At 65.8% G+C, this 12603-nt stretch carries 10 protein-coding genes and 1 pseudogene; 7 read left to right on the top strand and 4 right to left on the bottom strand.

Annotated elements, in window-relative coordinates; genetic code table 11:
• Nucleotides 1-642 precede the first annotated feature (642 nt).
• From ACQ86E_RS05960 to ACQ86E_RS05940, 5 genes are all read left to right on the top strand, one after another.
• Nucleotides 643-2976, top strand: a complete 2334-nt coding sequence (locus ACQ86E_RS05960; RefSeq protein ID WP_431204621.1) for a mechanosensitive ion channel family protein — start codon at nucleotides 643-645, stop codon at nucleotides 2974-2976.
• A 103-nt stretch (nucleotides 2977-3079) separates the two neighbouring features.
• Nucleotides 3080-4075, top strand: a complete 996-nt coding sequence (locus ACQ86E_RS05955) for a tripartite tricarboxylate transporter substrate-binding protein (protein ID WP_431204620.1) — start codon at nucleotides 3080-3082, stop codon at nucleotides 4073-4075.
• A gap of 163 nt (nucleotides 4076-4238) precedes the next feature.
• Nucleotides 4239-5891, top strand: a complete 1653-nt coding sequence (locus ACQ86E_RS05950; RefSeq protein WP_431204619.1) for an NAD-dependent malic enzyme — start codon at nucleotides 4239-4241, stop codon at nucleotides 5889-5891.
• A gap of 163 nt (nucleotides 5892-6054) precedes the next feature.
• Nucleotides 6055-6570 carry a septal ring lytic transglycosylase RlpA family protein gene (locus ACQ86E_RS05945; RefSeq protein WP_431204618.1) on the top strand — a complete coding sequence of 172 codons (516 nt, stop codon included), beginning with the start codon at nucleotides 6055-6057 and terminating at the stop codon, nucleotides 6568-6570.
• A 102-nt stretch (nucleotides 6571-6672) separates the two neighbouring features.
• Complete coding sequence (locus ACQ86E_RS05940) at nucleotides 6673-6828, top strand: hypothetical protein (RefSeq protein WP_431204617.1); 156 nt, start codon at nucleotides 6673-6675, stop codon at nucleotides 6826-6828.
• Nucleotides 6829-6858: 30 nt separating this feature from the next.
• Here the strand turns inward: ACQ86E_RS05940 and ACQ86E_RS05935 are convergent, their stop codons facing one another.
• From ACQ86E_RS05935 to ACQ86E_RS05925, 3 genes and pseudogenes are all read right to left on the bottom strand, one after another.
• Nucleotides 6859-7164, bottom strand: a complete 306-nt coding sequence (locus ACQ86E_RS05935) for a hypothetical protein (RefSeq protein WP_431204616.1) — start codon at nucleotides 7162-7164, stop codon at nucleotides 6859-6861.
• A 125-nt stretch (nucleotides 7165-7289) separates the two neighbouring features.
• The gene (locus ACQ86E_RS05930) at nucleotides 7290-7562 is read right to left on the bottom strand and encodes a hypothetical protein (RefSeq protein ID WP_431204615.1); all 273 of its coding nucleotides are present in this window, start codon (nucleotides 7560-7562) and stop codon (nucleotides 7290-7292) included.
• Nucleotides 7563-7687: 125 nt separating this feature from the next.
• Nucleotides 7688-10379, bottom strand: a pseudogene (locus ACQ86E_RS05925) (flavin-containing monooxygenase).
• Between the two features lie 259 nt (nucleotides 10380-10638).
• On the opposite strand from ACQ86E_RS05925, the gene ACQ86E_RS05920 reads away from it, so the two are divergent.
• Both ACQ86E_RS05920 and ACQ86E_RS05915 read left to right on the top strand, forming a co-directional pair.
• The gene (locus tag ACQ86E_RS05920) at nucleotides 10639-10812 is read left to right on the top strand and encodes a hypothetical protein (protein WP_431204614.1); all 174 of its coding nucleotides are present in this window, start codon (nucleotides 10639-10641) and stop codon (nucleotides 10810-10812) included.
• Between the two features lie 80 nt (nucleotides 10813-10892).
• Nucleotides 10893-12365, top strand: a complete 1473-nt coding sequence (locus ACQ86E_RS05915; RefSeq protein ID WP_431204613.1) for a carboxylesterase/lipase family protein — start codon at nucleotides 10893-10895, stop codon at nucleotides 12363-12365.
• A gap of 7 nt (nucleotides 12366-12372) precedes the next feature.
• On the opposite strand, the gene ACQ86E_RS05910 is transcribed toward ACQ86E_RS05915, so the two are convergent.
• Nucleotides 12373-12552: a hypothetical protein gene (locus ACQ86E_RS05910; RefSeq protein ID WP_431204612.1), complete on the bottom strand. Its 180-nt coding sequence runs from the start codon at nucleotides 12550-12552 to the stop codon at nucleotides 12373-12375.
• Nucleotides 12553-12603: the final 51 nt, after the last annotated feature.

Raw genomic sequence — 12603 nt, 5'->3', positions numbered from 1 at the left:
TGAGGCGAATATCCTCGTCATCACAAACGCTGCCGGGAAGACTTTATTCCGCTGCATGGAGTCGCAGGGCGCGTCGCGGCGGGATCATTCATGCCGCTGTGCGCAGCGACTGAGGAACCCACGCATCCAAATGTGATCCCTGAGGCGTTGATCGCGCTTGACAGTTTTATGTCACAGGAGGAGCATCTCCTTGGTCGCGAATACGCGACGCGCAACGTCCACCTCAAGAGCAAGGGGAGGTCTATGACTCCACCTCCGCAAATCCAGCCGCGTTAAGTGCGATGGAGCTCGTTCGGACTATCGCATAGCGGCAGAAACCGCGAACGGCACGCCGGGTAAAGGTCTAGTGGGCTGCATCAGTGTGGCATAGCCCCTGCCTACCCGGCGCTGTGCGTTTTGCGCGCCGATCTTCCCTGCTCTGACAGGCCGAGCCCAACAGCCTCGTACGCGACGCGTTCAACACGCACGCGTCTCCACCGGCCGGGTTCCCGATCCTGCGCTGCGGCAAATGCCAAGCAATGGTCGCCTCAACGGCAAACTTCCGACACAGCGCGAGGGCGAATAGCGCCCATCCGACATGACACATGGGCTTCGGCGGCGACGGTTCCGCCGGAGCGCATGTGTTTGTTTTAAGGAATCCTCGTGTCGCATAAGCTTGCCCCCGCGCTTTTCGTCGCCTGTTTCCTGGCAATTTCCTCCATCTGCGGCGTCCACGCCGCGCCGCCTGCGCCGGCCGCCGACAAGACCTCGACATTGTCGCCGGATGAGGCCAGGCGCGCGCTGGAAACGCTGCAGGACGACAAGAAACGCGCGCAAATGATCGAAACGTTGCGAGCTGTCGCGGCTGCGTCGGGCCAGCAGCAGCAGCCGGCGCCGGCGCAGGCATCGCCGATCCCCTTGTGGGCGGACAGTCTCGGCGCGCAGCTTCTGCTCACGGTGTCCGAGGAGATCGGCGAGATTTCGCGGGAGGTCGCGAATGTGGCGCGGACGATCACCCATTTTCCGGCATTCTATTACTGGATCGTGCGCACGGCCAACGACCCCGGCGCCTATAATCTGCTGATCGAGATCGCCTGGAAACTTGGGCTCGTGCTCGGCTGCGGCCTTGCGGCGGAATGGGTGGTCGTCCGGCTGATCCGCCGTCCGGTCATCTTCCTGGAAACACGTGTCCCGCAGACCGTGCATGTGCCGGCGCAGGCACTCGCCGCCGGCGATCCGCCATTGACTGCGGCGGGCGTCGCCGCCCAGCCTGAACATCACCGGCGCCGCGTCAGCCTGGCGCGGGCGTGGCAATCGTTGCTGCGGCTGCCGTTCGTGTTCGGCCGCCTCGTGCTGGAATTGCTTCCCGTGCTCGTCTTCGTCGGCGCGGCCACGGCCCTGCTCGGAACGGAGATCGGCGACCGCGTGATCGTCCGCCTCGTCATCCTCGCAGTCGTCAACGCCTATGCCGTCTCGCGCGGGCTGATCTGTGTCGTCCGCGCGCTGGCCGGACCCTTCGGCCTGATTCCGGTTCGCGCCGAGACTGCGGCCTATATCGAGATCTGGGCACGCCGCATCGTCGGCGTCGGCGTCACCGGCATCGCTTTCGCCAATGTCGCGCTGCTGCTCGGCCTGCATCGCGCCGGCTACGCGGCGTTGCTGCGCATGGTGATGCTGGTGGTGCATCTCCTCGTCGCGGTCATCATCCTGCAATGCCGCCGTCAGGTCGCCGAGGCCATTCGCGCGCCTTCCGGCCGGCAGGGCATTACCGCCCGGATGCGCAATCGCATTGCCGCCGGCTGGCACTATCCCGCCATCGCGCTCGACATCGCGCTGTGGGCGGTCTGGGCGCTCAATATCCGCAACGGCTATTCGCTGCTGCTGCAATATTTCGTCGGTACGATCGCTGTGGTGCTGTTCACGCGCGTCGCCATCATGGTGACGCTGAGCCTGATCGATCGCGGCTTCCGCATCAAGCCGGAGATCCTCCAGCGCTTTCCGGGCCTCGAGATTCGCGCCAACCGCTATTTGCCGCTGCTGCGCAAGATCGTCTCCGGCATCATCGCCTTCATCGGCTTCGTGGCGGTGCTCGAGGTCTGGGGCGTCGACGCCATCGTCTGGTTCTATGGCGGCCAGATCGGCGGCCGGCTGATCTCGGCCGTGGCAACGATCGGCATCGCAGTCGTTATCGCGGCTGCGATCTGGGAAGCGAGCAACGCGCTGCTGGACCGGCAGATCAATACGCTGTCGCGGGACGGGCATTATGCCCGCGCCGCGCGCCTGCGCACGTTCCAGCCGATGCTGCGGACGGCGCTGCTGTGCCTGATTGCCACCATCGTCGGCCTGACCGCGCTGAGCGAGATCGGGGTCAATGTCGCTCCGCTGCTGGCGGGCGCCGGCATCGTCGGCATCGCCATCGGCTTCGGTTCGCAGAAGCTGGTGCAGGATCTCATCACCGGCCTGTTCCTGCTGCTGGAAAACACGGTGCAGGTCGGCGATAGCGTCAGCGTCTCGGGGCTATCAGGCGTCGTCGAGAACGTCTCGATCCGCACCATTCGGCTTCGCGCGGGGGATGGCGCCGTGCACATCGTCCCGTTCAGTGCGGTCACGACCATCACCAATGCCAGCCGCGGCGCCGGCAACGCATCCGTCAGCGTCAATGTCGCCTACAAGGAGGATACCGACCGCGCCGGCCAGATCCTCAAGGACATCGTCGAGGAGATGCGGCGCGAACCGGAATTCCGTAGCCTGATCCGCGGCGACCTCGATCTGTGGGGCGTCGACAAGGTGGACGGCGCCATGGTGTCGATCGTCGGCCAGATCCGCTGCACCGAGGCCGGCCGGTGGCCGGTCCAGCGCGAGTTCAACCGCCGCATGAAGCTGCGCTTCCAGCAGAACGGCATCGAGGTCGCATCCCCGGTCCAGACCATCCTGATGCAGATCGCGCCGCCGGCCGATCATGCGGCCGGCCTGACGCCGCGGCGAGCGGCCGGGTAGCCAGCCGAAAGATTTCCAGCTTGCCTCGACCCGCGCGGCGGCGTTCACTCCGGCTCCAGCCTGCTGACGACATGCGGGCGGCAAACAGGGTGGGGAGAAACGAATGCGGGGGCTGTGGGCCGGATTGCGCCGTCATGCGATCGTCGTTTGCGCGTTGCTCGGATGTATCTGGAGCGCACCCGGCAGCGCCCAGCCGTTCCCGTCGCGCCCCATCACCCTCGTGGTGCCGTTCGCGGCGGGCGGGCCGACCGATACGCTGGCGCGAATTCTCTCCGAACGCATCGCCGCCGAATTGCGCACCACGATCGTGGTCGAGAACGTGGCCGGCGCCTCCGGCACCATCGCCGGCGCCCGTGTCGCGCGTGCGACGCCTGATGGCACCACGATCACGATCGGCCATTGGGGCACGCATGTTCTGAACGGCGCAATCTTCAAGCTGCCCTATGACGTGATCGCCGATTTCGAGCCGGTGGCGACGATCGCGATGGGCACGCAGCTCATCGTCGGCCGGAAGTCGCTCGAGGCCAACACTCTGAAGGAGATGATCGCCTGGTTGAAGGCCAATCCCGGCAAGGCGACCGCCGGCACGGCTGGTGCCGGTACCGGCGCGCATGTCGCCGGCGTCTTCTTCAAGGAGAAAACCGGCACCGATTTCCAGTTCATACCCTATCGCGGCGCCGGGCCCGCCATGATCGATCTCGTCGCGGGCCAGATCGACATCATGTTCGACCAGGCCTCGAACTCGCTGCCGCAATACAAGAACGGGGCGATCAAGGCATTCGCGGTGACCTCGCCGACGAGGCTGGCCTCCGCGCCCGACGTGCCGACCGTGGACGAAGCGGGACTGCCCGGCCTTTATATTTCCTACTGGCACGGCATCTGGGCACCGAAGAATACGCCCAAGGACATCGTCACAAAGCTCAACGCGGCGATCGTCACCGTGCTTGCCGATCCTGCCGTCAAGCAGCGCTTCGGCGAATTGGGGCAGGAGATACCGCCGCCGGACCAGCAGACGCCCGCGGCGCTCGCGGCCTTCCAGAAGGCCGAGACCGAGAAATGGTGGCCGATCGTGAAGGCCGCCGACATCAAGCCCGAGTAGGTTTGCGGCGTTAACCTTTTCTCGTGCGCAATCCGCAGTCTTTCCCGACAATCTCGCTGCGGTGCGAGATCACAATCGATGCCTGCGGTGCTGCGTCCTTGATATAAGGTGAGCGCTGGCCGACAATGTCCGCGGTTCAATGAGAAACTTCCTGGGGGAATTCGTGAATAGACCTGCTCGGGTCAGTGCCCATCCGACATCATCCGACACCGCGCACGGCATGACGCTGCTGCGCGATCCCCTGCTCAACAAGGGCACCGCCTTCACCGAAGCGGAGCGCGCCGCGCTGGGCTTGCGCGGCCTGCTGCCGCCTTGCGTGCTGACGATGGAGACGCAGGTCGAGCGCGTGCTGACCAATCTGCGCATGCTGCCGACGGACCTGGAAAAATTCGTCGCGCTGAACGCATTGCACGACCGCAACGAGGCGCTGTTCTTCCGCGTGGTCGTCGACAATATCGACGAGATCCAGCCAATCATCTACACGCCGACGGTCGGGCTCGCCTGCCAGAAGTTCGGCCTGATCTACCAGCGGCCGCGCGGCATGTTCATCTCTTCGCGGGATCGCGGCCAGATCGCGGACATTCTGAAGAACTGGCCCAATCCTGCAAAGCTCATCGTCGTGACCGACGGCGAGCGCATCCTTGGGCTCGGCGATCTCGGCGCCAACGGCATGGGCATTCCGGTCGGTAAGCTCTCGCTCTATTCGGCCTGCGCCGGCGTGCATCCCGAGCAATGCCTGCCTGTTGTGCTCGACGTCGGCACCAATAACGAAGAACTGCTGGGCGATCCCTATTATCTCGGCTTGCGCCAGCGGCGGCTCACCGGCGAGGCCTATGACAGCTTCGTCGACGAATTCATGGTCGCCGCGCGAAAGACGTTTCCGGGCGTGCTGATCCAGTTCGAGGACTTTGCCAATCATTCGGCGTTCAAGCTGCTGCACAAGTACCGCGACGAGACCTGCGTCTTCAACGACGACATCCAGGGCACGGCGGCGGTGGCGCTCGCCGGCCTGTTCTCGGCGCTGCGCGTCAACGGCGGCAAGCTCAGGGATCAGCGCATCCTGTTCCTTGGCGCCGGCGAGGCCGCGACCGGCATCGCCGATCTCGTCGTGTCCGCCATGATGGCCGAGGGGATCTCCGAAGCGGAAGCGCTCCGGCGCAACTGGCTGGTGGATTCCCGCGGCCTCGTCGTCAGCAGTCGCGAAGGCCTCCATGGCCACAAGCTCCGCTATGCCCATTCCGACCAGGCGCCGATCGCCGATTTCCTCACCGCGATCAAGACGCTGAAGCCGACGGCGATCATCGGCGTCGCCGCGGTCGGCGGCGCCTTCACGCCCGAGGTGCTGAAGACGATGGCCGCGCTCAACGAGCAGCCGATCGTGTTCGCGCTCTCCAACCCGACCTCGAAGGCCGAATGCTCGGCGGAGGATGCCTACCGCTACACCGAGGGCCGCGCGCTGTTCGCCTGCGGCAGCCCCTATGACCCCGTGAAGCTCAACGGCCGCACCTTCGTGCCGCGCCAGGGCAACAACTCCTACATCTTCCCCGGCGTCGGCCTCGGCGTCATCGCCAGCCGCTCGCGGCTGGTGACGGACGAGATGTTCATGGCCGCCGCCCATACGCTCGCCGATTGCGTCGGCAAGGAGGATCTCGCCCAGGGAAGCCTCTATCCGGCGCTCCCTCGCATCCGCGAGGTTTCGGTCCGCATCGCCGCCGCCGTCGCAGACGTGGCCTTCCAGCGCGGGCTGGCGGACGGACCCGCGCCCAACGACGTCAAGGCCCTGGTCCAGTCGCAGATGTACGAGCCGAAATACTGACACGGCGGCCGGCCGAGGCCCGTCTGTCTCAATTCAGGACACGCCACTGTGGTGGAATCGCCACAGGCGGCGCGAAAAGGCCGCGGCCCCAACGCTGCTGTTCTTCAGCCAAGGTTCTGCCCCGATTGCCCACCGAAACTCAGGCGAGTTCGGAGGGCGCATCATGTCTCGCTTTGCACGTGCCGAAACTGCCCGGAGTTCGCTGGCTACGAGCCGGTTGCTGCTCGCGGTCACCGCTGCCGCGTCGCTCGCCGCCTGCGCGCAATCGCCGGTCGGCCGCCAGAAGGCCGATCTTGCCGGAGGCAACCGTCAGGCTGCCGTCGAGAGGCCGCACAGGTTGGCGGCGCTGCACCCGCGGCCGATCAGCCGGGTGCGCGTTCCTGACGGTGACGCAAAGCAAAGCGCCTCGCACGGCGTCGCCAGCTTCTACTCGGACACGGAGACCGCGAGCGGCGAGAAATTCGACAAGAACGAGTTGACCGCGGCGCATCCGTCCTTGCCGTTCGGCACGAAGCTGCGCGTCACCGACGTTTCCTCCGGCCGGTTCGTGACGGTCAGGGTCAACGATCGCGGGCCCTATGTTCGCGGACGCGTCGTCGACATCTCGCCGTCCGCGGCCGAGGCGCTCGGCATGATGGACAAGGGCATCACCAATGTCCGGCTCGACGTCGTGCAATAGAGTGCGTTTCGTCGATGCCAGGACGCTCCGCTTAACCGCCTGTTAGCTGCCCTGAAGCACCATGGGTGTCTGAGCAGATTGGGGCTCTCGGGGAGGCGGCGTTTGAACACGATCCAGTATCTCGAAGATCAGGCCGCACGCGCCGAGCGGCTCGCCAAACGGATCACGGATGCCCTGACGATCGAAAGACTCCTGGCCTTCGCCGGCGAACGCCGCCGCGAGATCGAAATCATCGCCGGCAGTCCCCGGCGCGCATGAGCTCCTAAAGACCCATGGTCTGACTTGCGGTCAGATGTGGCTTTCGACGAAATCGCTGAGATAGTCGGGCAGTGCCACGCCGTCGATATCGCAACGCGCCCGGATCTCGCCGGCGACATCTTGCGAGATATCCTTCGTCCAGTGTTCGAGCGTATTGAACGAGATCACCTTGATCGGATCGTTGAAGCAGCCGGCGACGAGTTCACCGATCGTGGCTTCGAGATCGCTGCGCTCGATGCGAATTTCATTGGCCTTGTCGAGGCGATCAATCACCACGAACAGGGTCTGGTCTGCGCCATAGGGCACGACCGGGGATGGCACGCCAGCTTCAAGCATCTCAGACACTCACGCTTTGGCTTCCGATCTCCGTTAACGGAAACATCCGGACGAAGGTTCCAGCCGAAGTCGGGAAGTATGTGAGAGGCTCGTCGCGAGCGAGCACCGGGCGCCCGTGCGGGCAGTCAGAGAAATTCTCTCAATCGCGCTAGTTCGGTGACGTGCTCGGACGAGAGGATGTCCGTGACCAGCGGCGGCTGCGCAGCGGTGTGGATCTCGTAGAGATGCCTGGTCGTCGCCGGCTTTTCCATGAAGGCCGAAATACACTGGTCGAGCGTGCCCTGGCTGACCTGGTAGGGTTCGCGATCTGGCCGGCGCTGGTTCGCAAGTGAGGGCCATTTATGCAGGGCCGCGAGCGCACCGAAATCGACCTTTGAGTCGTCAACCACGTCCCCCATCGCCACGCCTCACGCAAAAGAACCCCAGCGTGCGAACCTGCACGCAGGGGCTACTCCAATCACTGCATTTCAATGCCACAACCGCCCAACGCGGTGACCGGGATATAGTTCCCGGCCCGCCTCAATCAGCTCGCGGCCGCCGCGATTCTGTGCCCCGGGCTGGGTTGACCCTGGCTGTGCTCGTCATCGCGACTAATCTCCGGCGGAAGCCCGGCGAAGCGCCGCAGGGCCTCGGCCATCTGCTTCCGGCCCGGCGCGCCGGTGATGATCACGTCCACCATGGCGAAGGAGGAGTGGAAATGACCGCGCGCCCTGAGTTGCTCGACCGGCACGCCCGCGGCCGCCATGGCCTCGGCATAGGCGACGCCCTCGTCGCGCAAGGGATCGAACTCGCAGGTGACCACGAAGGCCGGCGGCAACCCTGGAGACCTTGCCACGCAGCGGCGAGGCGCGCGGATCGGTACGGTCGGCCGGCGAGCAGTAGAGATCCCAGAACCAGTACATCAGCGAACGCGTCAGGAAATAGCCGGTCGCATTGTCGTTGTAGGAGGGACGATCGAAGCTGCAGTCGGTGACGGGGCACACCAGCAACTGGCCCGCGATCTGCGGCCCGCCGCGGTCGCGCGCGAGCTGGCAGGTGACGGCGGCGATGTTGCCGCCTGCGCTCCAGCCGGCGACCAGCACCGGGCCCGGCTTGCCACCGAGTTCGGTGGCATGCTCGGCGATCCAGCGCGTCGCCGCATAGCCGTCCTCGGCCGCCGCCGGGAAACGATGCTCCGGCGCGTGGCGGTAGCCGACGCTGACGAACATCATGCCGGTCCGCCGTACCATGTCGCGGCAGAACGGCTCGTCCGACTGCTCGTCGCCGAGCACCCAGCCGCCACCGTGGAAATAGACCACGACCGGATGCGGCCCGGGCGTTGCCGGCTTGTAGACCCGATAGGGCAGCGGGCCGTCGGGGCCCGGCAGGGTGCCGTCGACGATCTCGCCGATCGGCCGTCCGGCGGGTCGGCCCTTGTTGAACTCATTGACGAACGCGCACGCGCCTTGCGCGCCCATCGACTCGATCGGCGGCAGGTTGAGTGATGCCAGCAGGTTCAGCACCAGCCGCACGTCCGGCTGTAGCCGTACGACTTCGCCGTCATTGCATTGCGCGGCGACGTTGGGGCCGGTGAGCCTGAAGCCGAGCATGCCGCGGCTGGTGACCTCGTCGCAGATGCTGCGATAGGGACCGACGCCGCCGGTGTAGGGCATCAGCCCCTGCACCTTGCCGGGCACGTTGGCGCCCGTGTACCAGGTGTTGGCGAGCCGATGCAGCGTCACCATCGCGCAGTCGGCCATGTGCCTGTTCCAGCCGGCCTGCGCCGTCTCGGTCGGCTCGATCGTGGTGAAGCCGGCGTCGCGCAATGCGGCAAGACGATCGACGACCCAGTCGACATGCTGCTCGATCGACACCGCCATGTTCGACAGCACGGACGGGCTGCCGGGGCCGGTGATCATGAAGAAGTTCGGGAAGCCCTCGACCGTGAGCCCGAGATAGGTCTGCGGCCCCTGCGCCCAGACGTCGGTGAGCGACTTGCCGCCACGCCCGGTGATCGGATGCACGGCGCGGATCGCGCCTGTCATGGCGTCGAAGCCGGTCGCGAACACGATGACATCGACGTCGACATTGCGCCTGGACGTCGTGATGCCGCTCGCGGTGATCGCCTTGATCGGCTCCTGGCGCAGATTGACCAGCGTCACGTTCGGCCGGTTGTAGGTGGCGTAGTAATTGGTGTCGAGGCAGGGGCGCTTGGCGCCGAACGGGTGATCGTCCGGCATCAGCGCCGCAGCGGTCTCGGGGTCCTTGACGGCAGCGCGGATCTTCTCGCGGATCAGGTCCTGGACGATCCTGTTGCCGTCGACATCGACCGCCTGGTCGGCCCAGAGCTGCGTCAGGATGTGGACGAGGTCGCCGGCGGCCCAGGCGCGCTCGAACCGCTCTCGACGCTCGGCATCGCTCAATTGCCAGCTCACGACCGTCTGCTGCGGATAGGGCACGCCGGCCATCGACTGGCGCGCCTGCTCGCGATAGGCGGCGCGGTCGCTCTCGAACAGCTCCTTGCGATCGGCAGGCGGCGGGCCGTTATGGGCGGGCAGCGCGAAATTCGGCGTGCGCTGGAACACGGTCAGATGCGCGGCCTGCTCGGCGATGAGCGGGATCGACTGGATCGCCGACGAGCCGGTGCCGATCACGGCGACCCGTTTTCCCGCCAGGTTGACGCCGTCATGCGGCCAGCGGCCGGTGAAATAGACCTCGCCCTTGAAATCCTTGACGCCGTCGATTTCCGGCGGCTTCGGCGCGGAGAGGCAGCCCGTGGCCATGATGTAGTGGCGGCAGGAGACCGGCGGGCCGTTGTCGGTGGTGAGATGCCAGCGCTCGCTCGCCTCGTCCCATCGGGCCTCAAGCACCTTGGTCTTGAAACGGATGTCGCGGCGAAGATCGTAGCGGTCGGCGACGAAGCCGAGATAGCGCAGGATCTCGGGCTGGGCTGCGTATTTCTCCGACCAGGTCCATGCGGTGTCGAGTTCCGGATCGAACGTGTAGCTGTAGTCGATGGTCTGGATATCGCAGCGCGCGCCGGGATAGCGGTTCCAGTACCAGGTGCCGCCGACATCGCCGGCCTCATCGAGCGCGACCGTCGTGAACCCGGCCTTGCGCAGGCGATGCAGAAGATAGAGGCCGGAAAATCCGGCGCCGACCACGGCGACGTCGACCTGTTGGGCTGTTCCACTCGCCGCCATGGACTCACGTGCGGCGACCATTGCGTCAGACATGGCATTCCTCCCGTGCTTTTGTTTTGCCGGCAGGCTAGCGCTGCAGGCTCGGCTTGTCATCAGAACAAGTGCAATCTTCGGTAGTCGTTTTCGGCGTCATCGTGGCGGAGCGAGGGGTGCGTCGATGCACGCATCGCGATGCACAATGGCCGTGATTGCCCGGACTCATCATGCCCGACCCGTCCGTGTATGCTTGCGGCTACAAGCCACGCGTGCCCAAGGCGTCATGACAGAGTTGAGTGAGCGAACCAAAGCGAACATGGACGTTGTCCTGGAAGAGACGTGCCGCCAGCTGCCGCACGGCGGCGATCACGACAGCCGCAGATTCATTGCCGAGCGGCTGATCGAAGCGGCGCAGTCCGGTCACTCGACCCTCGGTGAACTCGGCATCGTCGCGCGCCGCGCGCTGGCGGAGATACTCGGTAAGGGCTAGCTCTGCCGCGGCGCTTGCCTCGCCTCGGGCCGCGGACGTAACCTGCTGGGGAACCTTTCCGCGCATCGAGACCTCCCAGGATGCGGTCGCTGTTTGCATTCCTTGCGGCCTTCTCCCTGCTCTGCCGTGACGGTGCGGCCGTCGCGCAGGCGGTCGGGCAGTTTCCATTCGCATTGACGCGCGAAGGCCAGATGCTCGGCGCCGTCGAGGGCGGGGTGGCGTCCTTCAAGGGACTGGCCTACGCCGCCCCGCCGGTTGGCGCGTTGCGCTGGCGTCCGCCGCAGGCGACGGCCGAGAACTCGGAGATGCGCACCGCCTACGCGTTTGGCGCGCCGTGCCTTCAACCATCGCTGCCTGATACGAGCGAGGATTGCCTGACGCTGAATGTATTCCGTCCCTTCGGGGTCGACGGCCCGCTGCCGGTGATGGTGTTCATCCATGGCGGCGCCTTCGTCAGCGGCACGGCGAACGATCCGGCGTTCGATGGTGCAAGGCTCGCGCAGTCCGGCCTCATCGTGGTCACCGTGAACTATCGCCTCGGCGTGCTCGGCTGGCTCAGCCATCCCGCGCTGGCGGAAGGCGGCTCCGGCAATTACGGCCTGATGGACCAGATCGCGGCGCTGCAATGGGTGCACGACAACATCGCGGCCTTTGGCGGCGATCCCGGCAACGTCACCCTGTTCGGTAGCGGCGCCGGCGCGACGTCGGTCGCGCTCTTGATGCTGTGTGCGCAGTCGCGCGATCTGTTCCAGAAAGCCATCCTGCAATCGATACCCGGCCGTGCGCGGCTGCGCGCGGCGCAGGAGGCGGAGGCTATGGGGCGGCAATTCATCGCCATGCTCGGGGATCCCGCCGACTTGCGCGCCGTCGAGACGTCGCGGCTCCTCGCCGCCGAACAACATATGCTCGAACAATCACCGCGCAGCGTCGCCCCGGCGATCGATGGACGTCTGGTGACCACGGACGTTGCCGCCGGCTTTGCGGCCGGACACGAAAGCCGGATTCCGGTGATCATCGGCTCGAACGACGATGAGACCGGCTTTGACGGCGAGCTCGACATCAAGGCGGCGCTGGCGTCTTCGGGCGAGAGCATCGACGAGCTGCGCAAGCTCTATCCGGGCCTTACCAGTCCTTCGGACCTCGCGGCAAGGTTCTATACCGACAAGGTGTTTTCCGAGCCGGTGCGACTGCTGGCTCGCCTGCATGCCGCAACCGGCGCAGCCGTCTTTCGCTATCGCTTCGCCTATGTGCCCGAGGCCCGGCGCGCAAATCCCGACGAAGGGCACGGGCGCGAGTTGCAGTTCATCTTTGGCGTGGAAGGCGTGCCCGGTGCGGGCTTCCTCTCGCGAGGCGATCGCGAGGTCGCAAGCCGCCTGCGCGCCTACTGGACCAATTTCGCGCGGACAGGCGATCCCAACGGCCCGAACCTGCCGCATTGGGACAGGGCCGCAGACCGCGATCGCCTGTTGCTGATCGCGAACGATGGCATCGCGAGCGACACCGACCCCTGGTCGGAGCGTCTCGACCGGCTCACGGGCGAGAGCAGAAAATGAGTTGGACTTATGCCGCGAGCTCGACGCGCGGCGCTGGGCTTAGCCGGTCTTCTTCCAGATGGTCCAAAGCGCCGTCCTTCTCGACCGCGTAGAACTGCTGGCCGTCCTTGGACCGGTAGGCGGCGCGGACGACGCCGCGGCGGCCCTTGTCACTGTTGACGACGTCCCCCAGCGCAAACTTCTTCATCTCACGTCTCGCTTGTCTTCAGGCCGATTCTTCGGCCACGGCTCGATTGTG

Source organism: Bradyrhizobium betae, from assembly GCF_050632175.1.
In the GTDB taxonomy this organism is placed as follows: Bacteria; Pseudomonadota; Alphaproteobacteria; order Rhizobiales; family Xanthobacteraceae; genus Bradyrhizobium; species Bradyrhizobium betae_B.
The sequence above is the reverse complement of the archived record's forward strand: the minus strand, read 5'-3'. Positions and strand labels throughout refer to the sequence as shown.

What these genes read in the sequence shown, in the direction of transcription:
- ACQ86E_RS05910 (WP_431204612.1), bottom strand. Translation starts at nt 12,552, where the DNA reads ATGAAGAAGTTTGCGCTGGGGGACGTCGTCAACAGTGACAAGGGCCGC.
- ACQ86E_RS05955 (WP_431204620.1), top strand. Translation starts at nt 3,080, where the DNA reads ATGCGGGGGCTGTGGGCCGGATTGCGCCGTCATGCGATCGTCGTTTGC.
- ACQ86E_RS05945 (WP_431204618.1), top strand. Translation starts at nt 6,055, where the DNA reads ATGTCTCGCTTTGCACGTGCCGAAACTGCCCGGAGTTCGCTGGCTACG.
- ACQ86E_RS05930 (WP_431204615.1), bottom strand. Translation starts at nt 7,562, where the DNA reads ATGGGGGACGTGGTTGACGACTCAAAGGTCGATTTCGGTGCGCTCGCG.
- ACQ86E_RS05915 (WP_431204613.1), top strand. Translation starts at nt 10,893, where the DNA reads ATGCGGTCGCTGTTTGCATTCCTTGCGGCCTTCTCCCTGCTCTGCCGT.
- ACQ86E_RS05920 (WP_431204614.1), top strand. Translation starts at nt 10,639, where the DNA reads ATGGACGTTGTCCTGGAAGAGACGTGCCGCCAGCTGCCGCACGGCGGC.
- ACQ86E_RS05935 (WP_431204616.1), bottom strand. Translation starts at nt 7,164, where the DNA reads ATGCTTGAAGCTGGCGTGCCATCCCCGGTCGTGCCCTATGGCGCAGAC.